Here is a 23519-nt window from a genome sequence, read left to right as displayed (position 1 = left end):
ATCCCCGAAGGATTCCCCTTGGCCCGCCCGCATCCAAACATCCAGTCCGTCCCCTCGTCCCGCTTTCCTGCGTAACTTCCTCAATTAAATTCCAATTCCCTCTTATTCAAACAGTTTTACAGCCTTCTCCATCCGCTCCGCCACCTTCACTCCAAACGGGCACCGCTCTTCACATCCCCTGCAGCCGATGCAGTCTTTGGCATTGGCGGACAGGCATTCATAATGGGCGCGGATCGCAGGCGGTACCTCTTCCTGCATGGCGGCCAGATCATAGAGCTTATTCACCATGGCGATGTCGATGCCGGTAGGACAGGGAGCGCAGTGGCCGCAGTATGTACACTGCCCGTAATAAGCATGGCTGGGCGCGCCTGCCAGCACGCTGGCATAATCCTTTTCTTCTTCGGAAGCGGTCTCATAGGCCACCGCCGCATCCACGTGCTCCGTGGTGTCATAGCCAACCATGATGCTGGCAACTGCCGGACGGGTAAGGGCATAATGAATGCATTGAACCGGGGTGAGGGCAACGCCAAAGGGTGATGCCTCTGCTGAAAACAGCCTTCCGCCCGCATATCCTTTCATGACGGTGATGCCAACGCCTTCCCGCTCACAGATCCGGTAAAGTTCTGCCCGTTCCGGAGCGATTCCGCCCACTTCTTTGGCATAGGTATCTTTGAAATATTCATTCATGTCTTCGCTGGCAGGAAGCATGTCAAATGCCGGATTGATGCTGAAAAGAATCATCTCAATCTCCCCCTGAAGCGCAGCCAGCTTTGCCACATCCGGGTTGTGGGTGCTCAGTCCGATATGGCGGATGACGCCGTTTTTCTTCAGTTCCCTCACATACTCCATAAACTCCCCGTCTATGATCCGGTGAAATTCAGCCTTTTCATCCACAAAATGAATCATGCCCAAGTCCACATAATCCGTCTGAAGCCGTGTCAAAAGATCCTGAAACGCCTCTTTCACTTTCGGCAGATCCCGGGTTCTGACATATTGTCCGTCCTGCCAGGTAGATCCTAAATGTCCCTGGATGATCCAATGATCCCGGCGGCCTTTTATGGCCGCGCCGATATTGGAACGCACCTTAGGTTCCGACATCCAGCAGTCCAAAATGTTAATTCCGGCAGCTTCACAATGGCCGATAACCGCCTTTACCTCCTCCGTATTGTGGCGTTCCAGCCATTCCGCTCCCAAACCGATTTCACTGACCCGGAGGCCTGTTTTTCCTAATTCTCTGTATCTCATAGTTTTGCTCCTTCCCTGTGGCTTGTGACATTTTTTATTGACTATATAGCTTTTTAGCCGTCATATAGTGAAAATAGTTCCATAGGCTGGCCCCGTAAACGGGCTTCTACCGTTCCGCATGATATCCCCGGCGTGAGATTCAGCCCCCATCTCATGCCGGGGCGCATTTTCCGCCTAAGGAGAACAAACCCATAACTAGCTTTTTCCATTTTACTATTAGCTCATAAATATGTCAAACCGCTCACACAGATATGGGCAATACAAAACAATTAACTGCAGCTTCAGAAATAAACAAAAAAAGAGCGCCATATAAGGATGGCGGCTATGCGCATTCCACCACCTTATATAACACTCTTTTATTCAATGGCTGAACCTTACACGGCATTTCATGTTCCGGCCCCGCCTGTTATTTAAGCATTTGGCTGAATTCCACTCTCTCATGATTTGGCCCCAGAATGGTAAAGAACCGAACCCCGGCTTCCCAAAATGGAAGGAAATTGATCTCCTGATCCAGCATTTCATATCCCAGCGTTTTTACCCATGCAAAGGCTTCTTCGATATCCAGCACGTCAAGAGCTATGTGGTCAATCGCTCCGTCCCTGCCGGCTGCCTTGTGGTTCTCATATGCTTCTACAACCAGATTTTTGCATTTTAAAAATACAACTCTCTCGTCCGCGGCCTCATTGATAGTTTCAAAAGCCGTTTCAAACCCCAGGGCATGATAAAACTCCAATGTCTTCTCCATGTCATTGGTGGGGATTCCCACATGCTGGATTCCTGTTATATTTTCCGCTTTCATATGCACTCCTCCATCTATTCCTGAACGTTGATGATCACCTTCATGGTGCTTTCCCTGTTTTCATCTATGTACTGGTATGCTTTCAAATAATCCTTAAATGCGAAATGTTGGGAAATCAAAGGCGCCAGCATCACTTTCTTTTCATTCACCAGGCGGATTGCATCCAGATAATCTTCATTGCGGTACATCATGCTGGTATTCAGATCCAGTTCATGGTCGTTGAGCACGGCCAGATCGATCTTTCCCATATCGGCAAATACCGCTACCAGTATGATCGTGCTGCCTTTCCGGGCATATTTGATGGCCTGGCCCATGGTGATGTTGTTTCCTGCGCAGTCGTAAATCACATCCGCTTTATCCGGCCCGAAATTGCGGATCATCTCTTCGCCGAAATCCTTATCCCTGGTGTTCACACAGAAATCCACACCGCATTCCCTGGCCTTTGCCAGGCGCAGATCGCTGACATCGGTGATCATAACGCTTTCAGCGCCCAGGCCTTTGGCTGTCTGTGCCACTAATATACCGATTGGGCCGGCTCCTAAAACGGCTATTTTCGCTCCATTTACATCTCCCGCCCTTTTAACAGCGTGAACCGCAACTGCCAAAGGTTCGATCATAGCCCCTTCATCAAAGCTCATTTCTTCCGGCAGCGGTGTCACTTTAGCCGCGTCTACCGCAAAATAGTGGGATGCCATACCGGTTGTCTGAAATCCCATAACCTTCAGTTCCTCACAAAGGTTGTATTTCCCGTGACGGCAGGGGTAGCATTCCCCGCAGACTACCTGCGGCTGGATTGTCACCTTCTGGCCCTGGGTGAAACCGGTTACATTGCTTCCAACTTCCACCACTTCGCCGGATACTTCATGGCCCTGGGTTACCGGATAACTGGTAAATGGGTGCTCACCATGGTATACGTGGATATCCGAACCACAGACGCCAATCTTGATGATCTTAACCAACACGTCATTTTCTCTGATTTCCGGCACCGGAATTTCCCGGAATTCAATTACGCCCGGAGCTGTCATTACTTGCTGTAACATAGAACATTCTCCTTTTCTTTTTCTCATTTTTCATCGTTCAAAAACTTTTATAAAGTGTTTTATCAAAGTAATTATATTATTGCACTTATTATCCCTGTTTGTCAATAATTTTATCTAACAAAATGTTTTAAAATACGCGTCCAAAAATGTCATGGCGATGCCAACAGCCGATGCCTCTTTTTCATAACTGCACGTTCTGAGATAAAGGGTATCATTATCAAACTTATTATAATTCAGCACTTTCCGCCCCAATTCCGACATATAATTTTTCAGGTAGCCGCCCACATAACCGCCCAGCACAATATCACAGTCAAATGCCATCCTCAAATTTGTGATCACAACGGCAAGATCATCCAGATAACGGCTCCAAAGTTCCACAGCTCCAGGCTCTTTCTGTTCCAGAATCCGAAAAAAGTCCGCCGGATCGGCCTCATCCCCCACATAGGAAGTCAGCACATTTGCAGAACAATAAGCGTCCGCACAGCCGTATTTCCCACAATAGCAGACCTTTCCGTCAGGATGGATCATCATATGCCCGAATTCCGCGCTTCTGAAATTATCACCCGCGTAGATGGAGTTGTTCATATAAATGGAGCCCCCCACCGTATTGCTCAGAGAAAGGTAGACGGCATTTTGATCCGTTCCCTGAAGTTCCGCAATGGCCGCGCTGTTGGCATCATTTTCAAATTGAACCGGATACGGAATTAAACGGCTGATGGATTCCAGATTGATATCGCTCACATTTAAAATATGGGACCGCATGAGTTTATGGTTTTCTTTGTCAATGATTCCGGGCAGGGAGATTCCTACCCCCAGGATCTTCTGTCTGTCCACCCGGTTTTCATCTAAAAAGCTGTGAAGACCCACAGCAATGTCTTCATAATATCCCGGCAGATTTTCATATCTGAGACGGCTCCGTTTCTGACAGACGGTTTCCCCTTTTAAATTAATCACAATATAGCTGACGTGGTTTGCCGTAATGTCAATTCCCGCCGCGAATTTGATATCACTGACAACAGACAATGCCTTCGCTTTTCTTCCTCCGGTGGACTCATATTCTCCCACCTCTTCCACAATCCCCTCATCCATCAGCTCCTTTACATTTTGAAGAACCGTCGGCATGCTGATTCCCAGTTCCGAAGCAAGCTCCGGCCTGGATATCTGTTTTCTGCGGAGTATGTGGCAGGCGATTTTCGTTTTGTTCTGACGCTTCTTTTCGATTGGTTTTTCATTCATTTTCATGGTTGGAACGGCTCACTTTCATAAAGTCTTTCATAAAAGTAATCATACAATTTTTATTGAGGTATTACAACTAAAATAAAAATTATTTCTAATTACAATAATGATGAAAAACCTCATATTTGTTCACATGCTGATCAACGTTATAATTATAAATTTATTTCGCATTATTATTGCAAAATATATAACATATATTTGACTTTTTTCTTTATATTAGCGTATAATATAAATATAATTTTGCAGTATATTTTCAGAATGGAGGTCATTATATGTTATTAGAGTTTAAAGCCTCAAATTATAAATCATTCAAAGATGAATTGGTTTTCTCGCTGATTCCCGCCCCAAAACAAAAAGGCTTGGATTATAGCATACTGCAGAAGAACATCGGCAAGAAAACCTGCAAAAGCCTTTGTTCTGCAGTTATTTACGGTTCCAATGCCTCCGGAAAAACAAATATAATCGGCGCTATGGATACCTTTAAATCAATTGTGCTTAGAGGGAATCTTCGAAATGATAATGACAAAAATAATCCCAATGCAGCCGCTGGCGCGTTAGAGTTAATACCCAATAACTCGCTTCAGACGATTGAACCTGTCCGCTTTTCAATTAAATTTATTTCAGACAACCTCTTAATAGAGTATTCATTTTCGGCTGATTTGGGGAAGTTCTTAGATATTGATTATCCGCGCAAGATTTTAACAGAAATCCTCATGGTCAATGATGCTATGATTTTCTCGAGAAATGAAAGCCTGGAATTCGGTTCATTGAACGTAATTCAAGACTTATTGGTAAATGCTTTTGAACAGAACGCAGAAGGGGCTGTTGCCTTATCAAAAAGTAACTTAAATTCAGAAGAACTGTTTTTGATGAATGGATTTAAGGCAATGTTCAGTGCCAAACTGGCATCACTAATCAGCAGTTGGCTTGAAAATAAATTTATGGTAATTTACAGAGCCGACTCCATGCACATTACCCGGAAATTCAGCGATCCTAAAAAGAAATCCGTATATGTGGAAAAAACGCTCAATGAAGCGGCAGCTTATTTTGGAATTAACTCAAACGCAATCGGGTATGTCATTGAGGGGGAAAGTAATGAAGCCAGACTATGCTCCATATTTGAAGAGATTGGAAATGGAACGGCTATTCCTGCTGAATTGTTTGAATCCTATGGAACAATACGGTTTATAAATTTGTTTCCTCTTGTCGTTAACGCACTGTTAAACGGCGGCACTTTGGTAGTGGATGAATTTGATGCTTCTATTCACCCAATGGCTTTGATGAATATTATAAATATCTTTCACAATGATGAACTCAATATTCATCATGCACAATTGATTTTCAACACCCACAATCCCATTTTCCTAAATGCTAATATCTTACGGCGTGATGAAATTAAATTTGTGGAAAGGGACGATGATTCCCACTTCAGCACCCACTACTCCCTCTCCGATTTTGGAACATCGGGAAAGTCCGGTGTTCGTAAAAAAGGAGACTACATGAAAAACTATTTTATTGACCGGTATGGCGCCATTAAAGATATAGATTTCACGCCTGTTATTGAAGAGCTGATACTTGGCAGAAAAGAGGTGTAATCTATGCGCAAAGAAAAAAGAACATACTACTTTTCCGTAGAAGGTGAAACTGAAAAATGGTACTTGGACTGGCTGCAAAATGCCATTAATGCAGCGCCGGAAGCCACGTATACAGTGAAATTGGATTGTAAAATACAGAAAAATCCTCTAGCCCGGGTCAAACGGCTGACAATTCTCGAAAAAACAGAAATAACCCATGTATTCGATAGAGAAAGTGAAGAACCGTTCCATATAAAACAGTTTCAAACAACACTAGACCAGATGAAAGCAGCTCAAGCTATTGGAAAAAGCATAAAATATAAACTTGGCTACAGCAATCTCACATTCGAACTCTGGATTGTTTTGCATAAGGCTGACTGCAATGGTCCGTTGACACATCGCAGTCAATACCTTATACCATTGAACCGGGCCTACGGAGAAAAATTTGAAAACCTTGAACAATATAAGCAGGCGGATAATTTTAAGCGCGTGCTCGGAAAACTGAACCTCGAGGATGTCCGGCAAGCTGTCCGGCGGGCAAAGGACATTATGAAACGGAATGAGGATTCAGGATATAAACTGCAGCAGTATAAAGGATATAACTATTACAAACAAAATCCATCTCTTTCAATCTGGGAAACCGTCGAAAAAATCCTATCAGAATGCGGAATACTTTAAAAGCAGTTACCAACAGTCCTTATTCCTTCCCACTCCAACAATAAGTACAAAGCTTCTCCGGCGGCAGCCCAATGGATTTCTCCAGATCATCCAGCCGATGGAATCGGAGAGATGTAAAATTCAGCCTTCGGCGGATCTCCTCCACCATCTCCTGATAATTCCTGCTGTCGGGATCCGCATAATCCAAAAGGACCTCATGGGACACCTCATCCCCTTCCCGGCCCTGGATAATCCGGCGGGTGATCAGATCCAAATCAGAATTGGATCTTGAAAAATTCAGATATTTACATCCAAACAGCAGCGGCGGACAGGCCGGGCGGATGTGAACCTCTTTTGCTCCGCTCTGGTATAAAAACTCTGTAGTCTCCCCAAGCTGGGTTCCCCGAACGATGGAATCGTCAATCAAAAGCAGGCTTTTATCCCGGATCAGCGCATCGATGGGAATCAGTTTCATCTTGGCGATCAGATTTCTCTGGCTCTGGTTCTGCGGCATAAAAGAGCGGGGCCAGGTAGGGGTATATTTGATAAATGGTCTCGCAAAGGGAATGCCGGATTCATTGGCATAACCGATGGCATGGGCGATACCGGAATCGGGAACTCCCGCCACGATATCAGGGTACACGCTCTCTCCGGTTTCCTTCTTGAGATTCTCCGTCTTGCGTCCCGGGCATCCCGCACAGCCGCCATTGGAACCGCAGCCCATATCCCGTTCCGCCAGAATCCGTCCGCAGCGGTAGCGCATCTCCTCCACATTCACCCCTTCATAGGTGGAAGTCGGATATCCGTAATATACCCATAAAAATGAGCACATCTTCATCTCTGTCCTTGGACGGCTCAGGCTCTGGATGCCCGTTGGCTTAACCAGCACGATTTCTCCGGGGCCCAGTTCCGCATAATCCCGGTATCCCAGATTGATATAGGCAAAGCTTTCAAATGACACGCAGCATGCATTCTCCTTGCGCCCGATCATCACCGGCGTCCGTCCGTACCTGTCCCTGGACGCATAAATCCCTTCCGGCGTCAGGATCAGTATGCTCATAGAGCCTTCGATCATTTCCTGTGCATATAGAAGGCCCTCCACAAGGCTTTCTTTCTGATTTATGATAGCGGCGGTCAGCTCTGTGGCGTTGATCCTGCCTCCGCTCATTTCCATAAAGTGGATGTGTCCGTTTTCAAACGCGCGGCGGATCAGATCGGATTCATTGTTGATCTTTCCAACCGTTACAATCGCATAACTGCCCAGATGAGACTGGATTAACAGCGGCTGGGGCTCATTATCTGAAATGGAGCCGATGCCGGAGTTGCCTTTCAGTTCCTCCACATCCCGCTCAAACTTGGTACGAAACGGGGAATTCTCAATATTGTGGATGCTTCTCTGGAAGCCATCCCTTCCATAAACCGCCATCCCTCCTCTGCGGGTTCCCAGATGAGAGTGGTAATCTGTTCCGAAAAATAAATCCATCACGCAATCTTCTTTAGATGTTACACCGAAAAATCCACCCATGATATTATTTCCTCCAAATGGTATTGTCACTTAAAATTATCATACAGAGTAAGTGTACCATATATCATATAGGTAATACAACGTGTTTAATTTATTAAAAATTCTAATAAGTTATATTACTGTTTCCATCCCCCACAGGCGAACCAGACAAGCCGGCCGTGCCGCCCGAAGGAAATCCGCCTTCCGCAATTTGAGCGATTTTTGCAGGCCATCGACAACGCTTAGGATGGAAGGGGATAAAAGCAAGGGGGGAAATCTGACCTTCAAAGTCAGATTTCAAGAGGACATTCATCGAGAAGCCCTGAAGGGCTTCTCGATGAATGTCATCGGTCCCCTTGCTTTTATCCCCTTCCGTCCTTAGAGTTGTCCTGGCCGAAACTGTGAGCTCAAATTGCGGAAGGCGGATTTCCTTCGGGCGGCGCGGCCGGCTTGTCTGGTTCGCCTGTGGGGGATGGGAACAGTAATATTACATCACTGTTCCTGCTTCGCCAGCTTCACAATGCGGCTTGTTCCCAGGCGGCTGGCTCCCAGCTCCATAAATTTCTCAGCGTCTTCAAAAGAGCTGATTCCTCCTGCCGCCTTGATCTTCACTCCCGGCCCCACATGTTCGGCAAACAGCCTGATATCTTCAAATGTGGCCCCGCCCTTTGAAAATCCGGTTGAAGTTTTAATAAAATCCGCCCCGGCGTCCGTTACAACCCGGCACATGCGTATCTTTTCCTCATCCGTCAACAGACAGGTTTCAATGATCACCTTCAGCACCTTATTCCCACAAGCAGCTTTTACCGCCTTAATCTCTTCTTCCACCAGATCATAGCGGCCGGACTTCACATCGCCTATATTAATCACCATATCGATCTCATCGGCCCCGTTCTTTATGGCGTCACCGGTCTCAAATACCTTTACAGCCGTTGTATTGTAACCATTGGGGAAACCGATAACCGTGCAGATCTGCATCCCGTCTTTCACATATTCTTTTGCCCTTTTTACAAATGACGGGGGAATGCAGACCGAGGCCGTCTGATAAGCGGCCGCGTCATCGCATATCTGCCTGATCTCATCCCATACGGCGTCCTGGCCCAGCAATGTGTGATCCACCGCCTGAAATATCTTTTCTCTGTCCATTTAATTCATACCTTCCCTTCTGTTTTATGGGCATTCTCTGTAACAGTTCAGAACTGTATGAACTGATACCATTCTCTGTCCCATGCTTCATTTACTTAAACCATGCTCCCGGTTCCTGATTAACATAATGAGCCTGGAACTCCATCACTCTGTAATCCTGAATCCCATTTAATTGAAATGGTTCCTCAGACAGATATGCCTCTATCATCTCAATGGAATCCGCTTTCATGATAAAGATTCCTCCGCTCATATCTTCTTTTAACCCGGACAGCAGGACCATACCGCCGTCCATCGCCTTCTGCGTGTATGCCATATGGGTTTTCATAATTTCCTCACTCATCTTACCGGCGTCCAGTATCCTTCCTTCAACCATAAAGTACTTCATTGTGCTCACCTCAATTTCTGATACTATTCAGGGCCAATGGCCCAGTCACAAAAATATTGCCACGATAGATTTAATTGTATCCTACTTTCTGTGAATCTACAAGATAACATGTCCAATACGGAAATTTTTATTAGGATATTCGTTACAGTTCACGGCCCCCGCTGACATGTCCGGCCAGTCCGCTGTGCCATCCAAAGGGGCTCCGTCTTCCACACTCGGATTAAACGCAGGAATATAAAAGAAAAACGCTGACCTCAAAGTCAGCGCCATTCCGTTTCCAGTAATTTATGAATCGTCTCCATCATCAGTCCCATCTCAACAGGTTTTGTAATATATCCGTTCATCCCCGCCTCAGCCGCCTTCCGCCTGCCTTCCAATGTAGCATCTGCCGTCATTGCGATGATCGGAACTGATGCGGCATCCTCACGTTCCAAATTCCGGATCTTCCCGGCCTCCTCATATCCATTCACACCGGGCATGTGGATATCGGTGATGATCATGCTGTAGTAGCTAATGGGAGATTCCTGAAACTTCTTAACCGCTTCCTCTCCGTTACAGGCTTCATCCGTAATAAATCCAGCCATTCCCAGCAATTCACGCATTATTTCCATATTTAACTCATTGTCTTCCACAAGCAGTATTCTATAGCTGCTGTTCCTTACCGGATCTTCCTGGATTAGTTCCCGGGCTGCTAAATCCGGCTCCTTATCTTCCCGGCTTAGTTCCCGGGCTGCCAAATCCGGCTCCTTATCTTCCCGGCTTAGTTCCCGGGCTGCCAAAGCCGGCTCCTTCCCGGCCGCTGCCCATTCCAAAGGGATACAGACCGTAAAACGGCTTCCTTCACCGGGCACACTCTCCACATGGACAGTTCCATCCATCAGCCCCACAAGCCGTTTTACGATAGACATGCCCAGGCCGGTCCCCATGGTTTTGCTGATTGTGGAGCTTTCAGCCCGCTCGAAAGGTTCAAAAATCCGTTTCAGGAAATCCTCCTCCATACCGATTCCATTATCCGATACCACAATCCGGTATAATCCTTCCCCCTCCTTTTCACATGTTTCTTCCTCTGCGGTTATGCAGACTTTGCCGCCTTCCTCAGTGTATTTCAAAGCATTGTCCACAAGTTGGGCCATTATCTGGTTAAACCGGTTCCTGTCGCCCACAACGCGGCTGTGGCTGATCTCCCCAATCTCCAGGCGCAGACGGATTTGTTTCAAATCTGCCTGGTCCATGAATCTTTCATGCAGTTCTTTGAGCTGATGAACGAGATCAAACTCTCCGCGCCTCAGTTCCATGGATCCGCTCTCGATTTTCGCCATATCCAGAACACTGTCTATGAGTTCTACCAGATATTTACCGGAAAAATTAATCTTCTTTAAACATTCCTCTAACTTTTCCCTGTCGTCTAAATTAGCGGACGCAATTTCCGCCATACCGATAACAGCATTCATAGGCGTTCTGATATCATGGCTCATATTGGTCAGAAATTCGCTTTTTGCATGGCTGGCCTTCTCCACTGATACCAAAGCGGCCTGCAGGGCCTTCTTTTTTTTCTGTTCCTCTGTCTCATCTGTTATAACCAGAACCGCCCAGTTTACGCCCTCTTCGGTGAATTTGTAGATTCTGAACCGGAAAGGATGTGTTTCTCTTGTTTCCGGATTATACATTTCCCGATCTATATAAATGCCGCCTCCGCTCTCTTCTTTCGTCTTGTCTGCATACTCCTGAAACACCGCGTTTATCCGCTCTTCATTCTCCGTCCACTCCCGTGCGGAGATACCCATGACCCGAAAGACATTGCTGCTGACATACTCCATTTTCCCCCGGTTCATGTTATAAGCCATAAAAATCTCGTCCACATTACCGGTCATCATATTAAATAACCGTTCTCTTGTAACCAGTTCCCGGTTTTTTCTGAGGGAAAATAACACAAGCAGGGAGAGATAGGCAGCCACTTTCACAGCCAAAGATATAAACGTACTCCGGAAGCTGCCGAAAAAGTCTGTGCGCATGACCAGTTTCCATGGCGTTCCCGATATGGGCATGTAGGTTACATACTCCAGCCTGTCATTGTTAACCCCCCAATATTCACCAGCTCTGCCGCTTTTTAAATTTTCGTCCAACTGTTCATATCTGACGCTGACCCATTTGCTCTTTCCATATGCCTCTTCCAGTGTTTTACCCACCAGTTCCTGATCCGGATTGGCGCTGATCTGGTTTCCGCTGTCAAGCAGAGTAAAATAATAATTGTCTTCTAAAGATTTGCCGGTAATTATACCATTAATAAAGTCAAACTTAATAGATACCGTGATTGCTCCGGCAATCCCGTCATCCATATAATAAGGAATCCAGATGGTATAAATCATGGTGGTTCCGTCCGCGCCGGCAGGATATGTGTCCGTCAGTATCGATTTTCCGGTAGCCATCATCTCCTGGAACGCAGGACGGCTGCTCAGGTTTCCAACCCCTTCGTTATTAAGCATCTCGGTGGAAGTTATCTGGGAGCGCTCCAGGGTGCTGCCCAGAAGCCCATCCTGATTGGTAATCCCCAGCATAAAAAGGTCATAGGCGTCCGCATACGGAATCAGCATCCGGGCCCGCTGCCGGAGAGAAAGCGTGCTGTCCCTGGTGGCAGGAGCGGCGGCAACCGCATTTCCCAAATTCCAGACTGAACGAATATATTCACTGATCTGGCTTTCCGTCCGCGCTATGGTGTCGAGGGATGACTTCTTCATAGCGGAAATTGAGTAGAGAACCGTTGTTGTCAAATCAAAAATAACCAAAATAATACATGTAATCCGCAGCCATCGCATCAGCGAACGCAGATTTTTGCTTTCCCGGTTCAATGTCTTCATTCTCATCATTCACCTTTTGCTTCAGCTCGTCCCTTTTCCAGAGCGGCATTACAGCTTTCATCGATGAAGAACGCCGCTTCTGACGGTGTCATAGAACCTAACAGAAGAGCCTGGATGTTGGGATAAAACACATCTCTTACCCCCTGCCACCCCAGATTATTGCGGATGTTGTCAACTACATTCCCATTGTTGTCACCATAGGCCTGCAGCATGCGTATCTCATCTTTATAAGCTTCCGTAACCGAACGGTTTACCGGCAGGGTGCCCAGGGAATACTTCATCAGGTCTTCATCGCTGTAGATAAAACGTATAAAATCTTTAGCTGCCTGGATTTTATCTTCATCCTTATTATCGAACACGCAGAACCCATTGGTGCTGCTGGTGGCATATCCATTTCCATCCAGGCTTGGGAAGTTCACCAAAAAAATGTCCAGCCCCTTATTCCACGCATCCCACAGATTAGTAAGATTTCCCACACAAATGGCCAGCTGGCTGTTGTTAAACAGGCTCATACAGTCCAGAAGTTCCATATTTTCCGCTCCTTTTGGAGTGATACCCTGAGCGTCCAGTTCCTTCAGCCACTCCAGAGCCCGGATTCCTTCCGGCGTGTTTACCGCAAACTTCCCATTTTCATCGTAAAGCGTGCTGCCATGGGAACGGAGCAGTGTCATGATGTGGCTGTCCCCTTGATTGTTAGCTGCGTACATCATGAAGGCGAACTGGTTTCCCTCCAGAGAATCCTGAAGTTTCCCAAGAATCAGCTCAAACTCCTCTGTTGACCAGTGGGCAACCGTATCCCCTTTTGGAATATATTGTTCCAGTCCGGCCTCTTCCATCATTTTTTTGTTGACCATAAGCGTATTTTGAAGCTGTTGGAACGGCATGGTATAAACTTTCCCGTCTATCGTATTCTGGTCCCAGATTTTCTGGTCTATATCACTGCGCAGTTCCTCATCGATGATGTCGTCCAACGGAACCATCCATCCCCTGGCCACATAAGTAGGCAGATTCCAGGAGCCGGAATAAAAGATGTCCGCCGCCTCACCGGTTCCATATTTGTCCGCCAGCTGCTCTTTTTCATCCAGATAGAAATACCGGCTGATTTCAAAGGTTACATCATATTTATCATACTGGGCCTTAAATTTATCGGCTGCTGCCTCCAGCATGTCATAAACTTCAGCGTCTCCGACGCCTGGAATGTTTCCCAGTCCGATCGGCGTTGTCTTTATATTCAGTGTGATCTGTTTCTTGGCCGGCGCCGGTGACGCGCATCCGGTCTGTGAAATGCAGAGCAATGACGCTAATGCCGCACAAATTACTGGTTTGAATTTCATGTCTTCCTCCTATTTAGGCAGATTCCTGATCTTATTTAATAAAAGTGAAATATCCAGAGGCTTGGTGAACACATCATCCATTCCGCTGTCCAGAGCCTTCTCCACATCTTCCCGGAAGGCGTTGGCTGTCATGGCAAAAATCGGAATGGAGGCGCTGTCCGGACGGCCGGTTTTTCGTATCTGCCGTGTGGCTTCATATCCGTCCATATGGGGCATCTGCACGTCCATCAGCACCAGATCATAATATCCCGGGCTGCTGTTTTTAAATATCTTCAGCGCCTCAGCCCCGTCAACTGCCTCAGTCAGCCGGCACCCCTGTTCTTCCAGAATGGAGCTCACTACCATACGGTTGATTTCATTATCCTCAGCCACCAGGATATGTTTTCCCCGGAATTCCCACCCGCTCTGTTCATCCGCGGCAATGTCCGGCAGGCCTTCCGGCGGCGGCGCCACAGGCAGAGGGATCACTACGGTAAACTCCGTCCCTTCTCCCTGCACGCTCTTCACGGAAATGGAGCCGCCCATTTTTTCTACCAGATTTTTGCTCAGTGTGGTGCCGAGCCCGGTGCCATTCTGAGACGCAATCCGCCTTTCCTGCTCAAACGGCTGCCAGATCCGTTTCAGAAATTCCGGGCTCATGCCGCAGCCGGTATCTCCCACCACAAAAGTGGTTAACGCCGTATCTTCATTTATTTCCTGGCTGACTTTAAGACTGATCGTTCCACCCTTTTGCGTGAACTTCAATGCATTTCCCAGTAAATTGGTCAGCACCTGTTTTAACCGCAGGGCATCCCCGGACACAAAAGGCTGGATCAATCCGCTGCAGTCCACGTTAAGCCTCTGTCCTCTTTCCTCAGTTTGAACCCCCACTATCACTTCCAGTTCTTTTATCAGAGCAGATAAATCCATATCATTATTAAAAATTTCCAGCTGGCCGCTCTCAATTTTGGACATATCCAGCACATCCGTTATCACACTCTTTAAAAACTCGGCTGAAATTTCGGCCTTGTTTAAATACTCTTCCAGCTTTTCCCTGTCATCCAAACTCTGCCTCATCAGATACTGGAGCCCTACAATGCCGTTGAGAGGCGTCCTTATCTCATGACTCATATTGGCCAGAAATGAGGATTTTGCCTGCTCAGAGGCCCGGGCAACCCTGGCTGCATTCATGCTGTGGTAAACGAAATAGGATATGGCCAGCACGAACAATCCCAATATAAAAAAGAACGGCAGAGAGCGCCAAAACAGAACCCGTACCTGTTCATCCGTCACCCGGGTAGAGACGCGGACCGCCATATACCAGTCCAGTCCATTCTGTGGTTCCATGGGCTGGAACAAGGTATAAAAGCTTTCTCCATCCAAGCTGTATTCTGCAAACAGGCTTTGGTTATTCTCCACCGCATGCCTGCATTTTTCATAAGATCCCCCTCTGTAAAATTCCGCTTCTTTTAAAGGCAAGAGGAAATTTTTAGCGGCTGTACTGCTATTATACTGCTGGCTGGCTGTTATAATTTCTCCTGTAGGCCTCATAACAACGGCAACCCCCTGGCCGTCAAAGCTTTCCATTCTCATCTGATTCGATATCTCCGTAATGGGAACCAGGCCCACTACGCCGGATATCCGCTGGCCGTCACAGAGAAATGGCTCTTTCAGATGTCTGCCGTAAACCAGGTATTCTCCCCACCGTTCCCGGCTGCCCTCATTCAGCCTTACAACAAATGTGCCGCTGTTTTCCCGGAAAATATCCCCCCAGACCATGCCATCCAGCGTTGTTTCCAGGTAAGAGCTGCTGAATACCCTGCCTTCATCGGTAATCAAATACAGCGTATCAAAAGCTGTGGAGCGGGCTTCAACCCCCAAATCATAGATCACCTGTTCCATCCGGAGATTCCTGCTGAACCTGATGCGCTCTAAAATAAATTCCAGTGCCTCCCACTTGCTGTTCATCTGGTTGATCACATTCATCTGATCGTGATCCGCAAGCTGTTTCATAAATGACATGGTTGTGGAGTATACCGCATGTCCGATACTCTGCTGATACAGCCAGTATCCCCCCGCTAAAACTGCAAAGGCCGTCACAAAAATGAGAACCCTTGCCCTCCATTTACGCCAGTGATTTTGTTCCACACGTTTCATAATCTCAATCCTCTGCTTTTTCATACCAAACTCCGGCTATTTCAATTTCCTAAAAAACGGATTAATTCATCTTCCGGCATCGGCCTCGCATAATAATAGCCCTGAATGAATTGAATGCCGGAAGCCGCTATGATTTCCCTCTCCTCATCAGTCTCACATCCTTCCACCACGACGGTCAGCGAATTAATCTCTGCCATCTCCACAATTGAATGAAGCAGTGCGCGTTGTTTCGGATTTGTGAGGATCTGTTTTGTAAGAGAACGGTCAATTTTTATCACATCAACCGGCAGATTGGATAAATAGTTAAGGCTGCTGTATCCTACTCCAAAATCATCCAATGCCACCCTGATCCCAATTTCCCTGATCTTATCCAGAGCCGCTGAGGCCTGGTCAATCGACTGAATCAGAATGCTTTCTGTGATCTCCAGAGTAATCTGGTTCAGGCTGACTCCGGTATTTCCAATTATATCGAGCAGATGGCCTGCGCTGTTATCCAGCAGAAGCTGCTGGACGGAGAGATTAATGCTCATATGAGTAAGGCCCAGTTTTTCTCCCATCCTCTTCATAAACCGGCAGGCACAGCCGGTCACATAATCTCCCACATCTTCCGCCATGCTGCTTCGTTCGGCCAGTGAAATTACCTGGCCCGCGGAAAAATATCCGCCCTGCCCGTTGGGAAGCCGGACCAGGGCTTCCACTGCGGTGAATTCCCCTGATTCCAGATGCATCATAGGCTGATACCATACTTCCAGGGTATTTTCCCGGATACCGGATTTCAGCCTGTGTAGGATATCCGTTTCTGTTCTGAACAATTCATCCAGCTCATCGTTATAAACCACAATCTTCCTGTTATTTTCCTTGGCATACCGTACGGCCGACTGGATGTGTTCCAGTAAAACCTCCGGAGCGCCGCCATGTCTTGGATATTGGCATACAACGATCCTCACTTTAAGGGCCAGGGAGGCGCTGCCGATTGTAGCCGGTTTATTCAGAATCTTTTGAAGTTTATCTGCAAATTCTTCTTCCCTTTCATTCGAAAGGGAAATGCCTAAAAATACATCCCCGTTAATCCGGTACAAATAGGTTCCAAACAACCGGTTAAGGCGGTTTATCACCTCCTGCAGGATTCTGTCCCCCACTTCGGCGCTGAACAGTTCATTATACTGGCTGAATTCACAAATATCCACGCAGTATAAATGAAACTGCCGTTTTTTATCATAGGAAATCAGCATATTGGCGTCCCTGAAATATTTCTGCCGGTTGCCCACGTTAAACATCTGATCGAAATATGCCAGTTGTTCCACCTGTTTCCGATATTGGTTAAATGTTTTGGACAATTCCATCATTTCCAGATCCGTATATTCATTAAAGACTACATCACTGTGGCCTTCCATCAACTGGCGGCATTTCTCAGTCAGCATGCGCACCGGTGATTCCTTTAAAATTCTGGTATAATATGCGTGAATTAACCCGGCAACCGCTGCCTCCGCCTCTCCCGGACCGGCCTGGCACCTCAAAAACTGGTAACGGGCATTTAAGAAAAACCGCTCTCCGTTTAAATGGGTTTTCAATAAAAGTTCCAGCGACAGCCCTCTGGCAAAATTCCCCTGCTGTTCTTCATCCATCTCTTCCCGGACAGCCACAGCAAAATTTCCCGATTCCAGGCGCCCCGCCAGATAGGGGCTTTCGGTGAATTCATCGATTTTTGCTGGAATAGCCTTTAAAAATGCCTCCTCCTCTTTTGGCCCAATCAACTGTGCCACCTGGTTATAGCCTTCAAATACGAAATAAAACAGCATAATTGGGCTGTTTTCTTCCAGCCAGCGGTTCAATTGAAGGGTAAATCCGGTCTGATTGTATAAACCGGTCTGATTATCCCTCAGCGCCGCCTGCTTCAGTTTTCTGCTGCATTTTCTATATTTATCATAGAGAAAGGTGAGGGTCAGCAGGATTCCAGCCATAAACAGGCATAAAAGCCAGACTGTTATACGGAAATGGGCGCTGACCCAGCCGTCAGCCGGCTGTACGCTCAGATTCCACTGTGTTGGAAGGTAAAATGTGGTTTTCGCCGCATGGGAAAAATCAACGCCGCTCCGGGAAACCGCAATGATTTCCTTTCCTCCGTTTTGGGGGTCTACCCGCCACAGCTCGTAATCGTATCCTCTCTCGGACAGATACCCCAGGCCAAGCTGTTCCATCACATAATCGCTGTCCAGGGCTACCACCACCTCCCCCAGATAAGAATCATTTTTTACAATCGGTTTCAGAAAAAGAAATACCTCCTCCCCATCCGCCGAATAATCCAAAACAACAGGCCCTTCCACAGCGAAGTCCTTCGTCACCTTTGCCATGGTGTAGATATAGGAAAAGTCTTTCAGGTCTAACCCCACCCGGCTGCCGTATAACTCCTCAGGAAGAGCGCAGACCACAGTATCTCCTCTGAACAGACCGGCAAGGCGCACTTCTTCCCTTTCCAGCAGAGGCATTGCAGCCCTTCTAAACCAGTCTGTCCCCTCCTCTTCTATGGCGCCGGACATCCGGGCCAGCGCATCTGTTTCATTTAAATGGCTTCTGAGCTGCAAAAGTATATTCTCGCTGTAAAAATGCAGAATATAATCCGTCTCCCGTCGGCGGATATCTATAAACGACTTTCTTATAAAAAGTCCCAATGCCGAAACTACGGCAATTATGAGCAGCGACGCCAGACAGAGTGGAAGCCGCGATCTGTTCCATGTTTTCATATTCCCTCTCAATTTTCAAAAATTTTGTAATAGCCTTTTCCGTTTTGCTTCACAAAGTATAAAGCCTCATCCGCATCGGCGATCATCCGCTCCAGGCTGTAACCGGTCCGGTAAACAGACACTCCCACGCTGCACTGTACAGGTATGTGCCGGCCGGCGGAACCGATTTCGGAATGGAGCCGGAGCACCAGTTCATCCAGCACGCTCTGCAGCTCCGCTTCATCCTCCAAATCAGTCAGAAGGAGCACAAATTCGTCACCGCCGTACCGGCCGACTACGCCGTCGTATTTCTTTTCGTATTCCCGCAGGATATATCCCACGCTTTTCAGAGCCACGTCTCCGCCGTTGTGTCCGTATGAATCGTTAATATTTTTCAGATTATCCATATCCACAAAGCAGAGAGCAGTGACGCAGCTTCCATCCACTTTTTTCAACAGGGCGGACGCCTGGTTTAAGAATACCGACCGGGTGACCACACCGGTCAGGCTGTCCGATAATCCATTGCTGGTTAAGCGGATGATTTCGTTGAAATCCACATCCTCCGGCCTCTCATCCTGATAAATCTTTTTCTCAAGTTCTTCCACAGACCGGATGAGCATCTCCACCACCTGCATCTGGCTGGCAATATAGCGTTTTAATATCATAATCAGGCCGGCGCAGAGCAGGATGGTTACCGCAGCCACTGCCAGCATAACGGGAAAAATCTCCCAAAATATACTCCAGAAATTCACTGAACACAGAATATCCCAGTTCGTATGCGCCACCCGCTGAAATACCGTATAATGAAGGCTTCCATCTTTGATGCTCCAGTAGTTTCCGGCAGTTGCAGCCAGCATCTGTTCCTCCAGCTTATCCGCCGTAGTCCTGAACAGATAATTTCTGCGCAGTTCGTCCATCACCAAAGAGCCGTAGGGCAGACCTGATGTAGATGACATAATCTGGCCCTGAGTGCCCAGTAAAGTGGCTTCACAATGATTAATACCGGCAGACTGAGCCAGAATCTCCACAACTTCATCAAAATAAATGGCGCTGAACAGACAGCCGGTAATATGGTTCTCCTTGTCTACTAAAGGCACCGCCACCGTATAATTCAGAGTAACCCCATCCGCTCCGGCGGCAAAACTGTCTGTAACCTGCCTCTGCCCGGTGGAAAATAACCTCTGCATATAATCCCTGCTGGCCAGACTGGCCGGTTCCGAACCATCGGAATGTACGTTGATATCCGAATCCACATAACAGATCATCAGATAGCCGAAGTAGGGGCTCATCTGATCCAGTTTTTTTACTTTTTCTATAGGGGGAATTTCAGGATCGTAATATTCCGGCAGACTGGCCAGGGATTCCAAAAGGGTTATGGTCCCTTCGACCCGCTGTGAAACCTGTGCGTGAACCGAAGCCATGGAAAGCCGGACATCTCTTTTCATCCGGATCAGAGATAAAACTGTTCCTCCAAGCAGAATAACAACAAGTGTCAGTACACAGAATACCATGCTGTAGCGAAGGACAGGAGCAAACGACACTTGACGGCTGCCTCCGCTGTTTTTTTGATTTCCTTTCATATCTATAAAGCCTTACCTTTCAGTTTCTATTACTTTTTGGCAAATTTTTCATCTTGGAACCTATGCCAATTTATATAAGCTGAGTATAACATTTCACTCCACATTAATCAACAGGATTCCCCCGCATATGATTCTTTCCAAAGTGAACAGATATAACAATCCAGACTGATTACGATCTTTCTCCGGTACCCCGGCCAGAAGGCCATACGCTGGGGGCACCGGTGGAAAACCTTAAACAATAACGTAAACGGCAGAAAAAAACAGGTGTCCCCCCCCTGGCCGCCATACCGCATTCCCCATGGCGCGCACCCGTTTGGATACCTGTTTTTTAAGATATTAAATTAATCCCCCTTCATCACGCAGTCCAGCAGCCAATCCACAATCCCCCGCTGGGCCTTTTCCGTATAATAAAACACATCATACTCGTTGCCTTTCTCGCTGATGCGCGTCTCGGCCACGATTCCGAAGGCCTCTCCGCCTTCGGTCAGCTTCTTCCGTTTCATTCCGTTATAAAACCGGTCTTCGAAATACCCGTCTTCAATCAATTTCTGTTCCACCGACTTAATGGTCAGCCGCTTCATGGCATCCTCGTCCCGCAGGTCATTGATCTGGCCCACAAAATCGCTGAGGGAGGTACGCTGGGAATAATGGATCTGGTCTGCAAGTTCCCGGGTCATGACGAAATCCTCTTTAGAACCCTTGCTCTTTTTCTTTTTCACCACAACCGTCTCTTCATCCGGTTTCTCCTGCTGTCCGGTTTCCCCCTGTTTTGCCGCTTTCACCGGCGTCCGGCTGCCGCTCTCCCAGGCCGCCATCACGTTATCTATAGACCAATCCTCAAATTCACTGCCGTCACTGCAGTAAAATGGGTCGTCTTCTCCGAAATACCCACTGTCATCCGGCCCAAAACTGCCCGGCGTTTCCACAGAACGGCTGGCCGAAACGGTTTCCGCCTGATTCTTATCCGGTATTTTAGCGGTTTCATAAAGTTTTCCTGCCTCCGCTTTTATGCTGTTTAAAAATCTCTCCCCATATTTCGTATACTTAAATTCACCTACGCCTGTTACCGTAAGCATTTCCTCTTTTGTCTGGGGTTTGACCACGCACATATGAGTCAGGGTTTTATCTGAAAATACGATATAAGGAGGCACTTTTTCTTCCCTTGCGATCTCAAACCGCAGGGTGCGCAGCTTCTCGAACAGCGCGTCTTCGCCTTCGGTGAACTCCGCTTCCGAAAAACCGGCCGCCGCGCCTTTCCGGCTCTTCTTCCCTTTTTCCGGCTTGGTTTTCGCAGGGTGCTCCTGTTCCTTTGCCATCTTCATGACAACCGTCTCGTCCTCTTCCAGCACAGCCGCGGATTTGCCGGTCAGTTTCACAATGGAATATTCGTCATTTGTCACGGCTAAATACTCCTTTAGCTGAAGATGGTTCATCACCTGTCTCAGCTTATAAGTGGGCACTTTGGAAAGGCGGGCGTAGTATGGGTTTCCGTCCATCCGGTACTGCCTGATTTTCGCCGTATTGGCCCCATGTACGGTATCAATAATCACATTGGCCCCATATCTCTGCCTGCAGGATTCCACACAGCCGATAATCGCCTTTGCGATTTCAGTCACATCCACGGTTTCAAATTGATTCAAACAGTTGGAACAGTTTCCACAGTAATTTTCCCCGTATTCACCGAAATACCGCAGTATGTAGTCTCTCAGGCACTCATTGGTGAAGCAGTAAAATGTCATCTTCCTCAGCCGTTCCCTGTCCCTCTCCTGCACAATCGCCCTGGTCACCGAATCCAGCTCCTGGTTATCCTGGTTGTTGTCGATGAAGAACTGGTTCATCACCACATCCTGCCCTCCATACAGCAGGATGCACTCTGCCGGTTCCCCGTCACGCCCCGCGCGCCCTGCTTCCTGGTAATAGGATTCCATATTCTTGGGCATATTATAGTGCACCACAAACCTGACGTTGGATTTATCGATTCCCATGCCAAATGCATTTGTGGCCACGATAATCTGCGCACGGTCATAGATAAAATCTTCCTGGTTTTCCCTTCTCTCCCGGTCTCCCAAGCCCGCGTGATACCTGGTTACGGAAAACCCGTCCCCTGCCAGTTTGGTGCAGACTTCCTCCACAACTTTTCTCGTCAGGCAGTATATCACTCCGCTTTCCCCTTTATGCCTTTCCAGATAATTTGTCAGGCAGGCGTATTTATCCTTAGGCGACTGGACGCCGAAAAAGAGATTGGCCCGGTCAAATCCAGTGGTCATCACCTGGGGCTGGCGCAGCATCAGGATATCGATAATATCGTCCCGGACTTCCGCCGTAGCCGTAGCCGTAAATGCGCTCACAACCGGCCTCACCGGAAGCTGGTTGATAAAATCCACGATTTTTAAATAGCTTGGCCGAAAGTCCTGTCCCCACTGGGATACGCAGTGGGCTTCGTCCACGGCAACCATGGATATCTTCACATTTTCATCCAGGGCAAACCGCAGAAATTCATCCGTCATCAGCCGCTCGGGAGCCACGTAAATAATCGGATACCTGCCCTCCCTTGCAAGCTGCAGGACCTTATAATACTGGGATGCGGTCAGTGAGCTGTTTAAAAACGCAGCCAGAATCCCCACCTGGTTTAAATTGCTGACCTGATCCTTCATCAGTGAGATCAGAGGAGAGATCACCAGCGTAATCCCATCCATCATCAACGCCGGAATCTGATAGCACAGGGATTTTCCCGCCCCGGTCGGCATGATTCCCAGCACATCCCTTCCCTCTAAAATGCTGTTAATAAGCAGTTCCTGGCCGTCACGGAACTGGTCGTAGCCGAAGTATTGTTTTAATATCTCGTATTGGGTCATAGTTTTCCTTTGTCTTCTCCATAAAATATTTTTTAACCTGTATCTTCCCAGACCGCAAAAACCTCCTATCCGGACATCTAAAAAACTCGCCTGCTGTAATAAATACCGGCATTTTACAAATGGAATGCGTGAAATGGGGTGTAATACTGGAAATGAAATACAGACAGGCAGTGCGGCTGTTTTTTTATAAAAAGCGTTACACACTGAGAACATAATTAGTAATTGTTTGATTTCTTATTTTACCATATCTGAACGGTAAAGTCACTGACAAAATCCGCAATTGATGTAATTTAATGAATTTTTACAATTTGGGAGTTTGCGGTAAAATTGTTTTGCGGCAGGGAATTTAATATCAAAGGGATTTTACATCAGGGGATTTTCATCAAGAGGATTTTCATCAAGAGGATTTTCATCAAGAGGATTTTCATCAAGAGGATTTTCATCAAGAGGATT

General features: G+C 47.2%; 15 protein-coding genes. 2 read left to right on the top strand and 13 right to left on the bottom strand.

What is annotated here, in order from left to right; translation table 11 throughout:
• Positions 1-102 precede the first annotated feature (102 nt).
• The 4 genes from GPL15_RS08045 to GPL15_RS08030 form a co-directional block, all read right to left on the bottom strand.
• A complete protein-coding gene (locus tag GPL15_RS08045; RefSeq protein WP_215697784.1) occupies positions 103-1245 on the bottom strand; it encodes an aldo/keto reductase in 1143 nt (380 codons plus the stop codon).
• 406 nt (positions 1246-1651) lie between these two features.
• The gene (locus GPL15_RS08040; RefSeq protein WP_215697782.1) at positions 1652-2044 is read right to left on the bottom strand and encodes a VOC family protein; all 393 of its coding nucleotides are present in this window, start codon (positions 2042-2044) and stop codon (positions 1652-1654) included.
• Positions 2045-2058: 14 nt separating this feature from the next.
• Positions 2059-3084: an alcohol dehydrogenase catalytic domain-containing protein gene (locus GPL15_RS08035; protein ID WP_215697780.1), complete on the bottom strand. Its 1026-nt coding sequence runs from the start codon at positions 3082-3084 to the stop codon at positions 2059-2061.
• Positions 3085-3198: 114 nt separating this feature from the next.
• A complete protein-coding gene (locus tag GPL15_RS08030; protein ID WP_215697779.1) occupies positions 3199-4326 on the bottom strand; it encodes an ROK family transcriptional regulator in 1128 nt (375 codons plus the stop codon).
• Positions 4327-4592: 266 nt separating this feature from the next.
• On the opposite strand from GPL15_RS08030, the gene GPL15_RS08025 reads away from it, so the two are divergent.
• Positions 4593-5915 carry an ATP-binding protein gene (locus tag GPL15_RS08025; protein ID WP_215697777.1) on the top strand — a complete coding sequence of 441 codons (1323 nt, stop codon included), beginning with the start codon at positions 4593-4595 and terminating at the stop codon, positions 5913-5915.
• Positions 5916-5918: 3 nt separating this feature from the next.
• Positions 5919-6572, top strand: a complete 654-nt coding sequence (locus GPL15_RS08020) for an RloB family protein (RefSeq protein ID WP_215697775.1) — start codon at positions 5919-5921, stop codon at positions 6570-6572.
• A gap of 19 nt (positions 6573-6591) precedes the next feature.
• Here GPL15_RS08020 and GPL15_RS08015 read toward each other — a convergent pair whose 3' ends face one another.
• From GPL15_RS08015 to recQ, 9 genes are all read right to left on the bottom strand, one after another.
• Positions 6592-8076: an amidophosphoribosyltransferase gene (locus GPL15_RS08015; RefSeq protein WP_215697773.1), complete on the bottom strand. Its 1485-nt coding sequence runs from the start codon at positions 8074-8076 to the stop codon at positions 6592-6594.
• 471 nt (positions 8077-8547) lie between these two features.
• Positions 8548-9201 carry a deoxyribose-phosphate aldolase gene (gene deoC / locus GPL15_RS08010; RefSeq protein ID WP_215697771.1) on the bottom strand — a complete coding sequence of 218 codons (654 nt, stop codon included), beginning with the start codon at positions 9199-9201 and terminating at the stop codon, positions 8548-8550.
• Between the two features lie 91 nt (positions 9202-9292).
• Complete coding sequence (locus GPL15_RS08005) at positions 9293-9586, bottom strand: YciI family protein (protein WP_215697769.1); 294 nt, start codon at positions 9584-9586, stop codon at positions 9293-9295.
• A gap of 260 nt (positions 9587-9846) precedes the next feature.
• On the bottom strand, positions 9847-12441 hold the full coding sequence (locus tag GPL15_RS08000; protein ID WP_215697767.1) for a hybrid sensor histidine kinase/response regulator: 2595 nt from the start codon (positions 12439-12441) through the stop codon (positions 9847-9849).
• Positions 12442-12446: 5 nt separating this feature from the next.
• Positions 12447-13775: an extracellular solute-binding protein gene (locus GPL15_RS07995; protein WP_215697765.1), complete on the bottom strand. Its 1329-nt coding sequence runs from the start codon at positions 13773-13775 to the stop codon at positions 12447-12449.
• A gap of 9 nt (positions 13776-13784) precedes the next feature.
• Entirely contained in the window at positions 13785-15935 is a 2151-nt protein-coding gene (locus GPL15_RS07990; RefSeq protein WP_215697763.1) for an ATP-binding protein, read from the bottom strand.
• 17 nt (positions 15936-15952) lie between these two features.
• Positions 15953-18652, bottom strand: coding sequence for a GGDEF domain-containing phosphodiesterase (locus tag GPL15_RS07985; RefSeq protein WP_215697759.1), 2700 nt, complete (start codon positions 18650-18652; stop codon positions 15953-15955).
• Positions 18653-18660: 8 nt separating this feature from the next.
• Complete coding sequence (locus tag GPL15_RS07980; RefSeq protein WP_215697757.1) at positions 18661-20211, bottom strand: sensor domain-containing diguanylate cyclase; 1551 nt, start codon at positions 20209-20211, stop codon at positions 18661-18663.
• Positions 20212-20552: 341 nt separating this feature from the next.
• A complete protein-coding gene (gene recQ, locus GPL15_RS07975; RefSeq protein ID WP_215697754.1) occupies positions 20553-23066 on the bottom strand; it encodes a DNA helicase RecQ in 2514 nt (837 codons plus the stop codon).
• Between the last annotated feature and the right edge of the window lie 453 nt (positions 23067-23519).

The organism is Clostridium sp. MCC353, assembly GCF_018785315.1.
Taxonomy (GTDB): Bacteria; Bacillota; Clostridia; order Lachnospirales; family Lachnospiraceae; genus CHH4-2.
Note: the sequence above shows the minus strand (reverse complement) of the source record. Positions and strands in the feature narration are given on the sequence as shown.

What these genes read in the sequence shown, in the direction of transcription:
- GPL15_RS08020 (WP_215697775.1), top strand. Translation starts at nt 5,919, where the DNA reads ATGCGCAAAGAAAAAAGAACATACTACTTTTCCGTAGAAGGTGAAACT.
- GPL15_RS08030 (WP_215697779.1), bottom strand. Translation starts at nt 4,326, where the DNA reads ATGAAAATGAATGAAAAACCAATCGAAAAGAAGCGTCAGAACAAAACG.
- GPL15_RS08000 (WP_215697767.1), bottom strand. Translation starts at nt 12,441, where the DNA reads ATGAAGACATTGAACCGGGAAAGCAAAAATCTGCGTTCGCTGATGCGA.
- GPL15_RS08040 (WP_215697782.1), bottom strand. Translation starts at nt 2,044, where the DNA reads ATGAAAGCGGAAAATATAACAGGAATCCAGCATGTGGGAATCCCCACC.
- GPL15_RS08005 (WP_215697769.1), bottom strand. Translation starts at nt 9,586, where the DNA reads ATGAAGTACTTTATGGTTGAAGGAAGGATACTGGACGCCGGTAAGATG.
- GPL15_RS08045 (WP_215697784.1), bottom strand. Translation starts at nt 1,245, where the DNA reads ATGAGATACAGAGAATTAGGAAAAACAGGCCTCCGGGTCAGTGAAATC.
- deoC (WP_215697771.1), bottom strand. Translation starts at nt 9,201, where the DNA reads ATGGACAGAGAAAAGATATTTCAGGCGGTGGATCACACATTGCTGGGC.
- GPL15_RS08025 (WP_215697777.1), top strand. Translation starts at nt 4,593, where the DNA reads ATGTTATTAGAGTTTAAAGCCTCAAATTATAAATCATTCAAAGATGAA.
- GPL15_RS07990 (WP_215697763.1), bottom strand. Translation starts at nt 15,935, where the DNA reads ATGAAAAAGCAGAGGATTGAGATTATGAAACGTGTGGAACAAAATCAC.
- GPL15_RS08015 (WP_215697773.1), bottom strand. Translation starts at nt 8,076, where the DNA reads ATGGGTGGATTTTTCGGTGTAACATCTAAAGAAGATTGCGTGATGGAT.
- GPL15_RS07985 (WP_215697759.1), bottom strand. Translation starts at nt 18,652, where the DNA reads ATGAAAACATGGAACAGATCGCGGCTTCCACTCTGTCTGGCGTCGCTG.
- GPL15_RS08035 (WP_215697780.1), bottom strand. Translation starts at nt 3,084, where the DNA reads ATGTTACAGCAAGTAATGACAGCTCCGGGCGTAATTGAATTCCGGGAA.
- recQ (WP_215697754.1), bottom strand. Translation starts at nt 23,066, where the DNA reads ATGACCCAATACGAGATATTAAAACAATACTTCGGCTACGACCAGTTC.
- GPL15_RS07995 (WP_215697765.1), bottom strand. Translation starts at nt 13,775, where the DNA reads ATGAAATTCAAACCAGTAATTTGTGCGGCATTAGCGTCATTGCTCTGC.
- GPL15_RS07980 (WP_215697757.1), bottom strand. Translation starts at nt 20,211, where the DNA reads ATGAAAGGAAATCAAAAAAACAGCGGAGGCAGCCGTCAAGTGTCGTTT.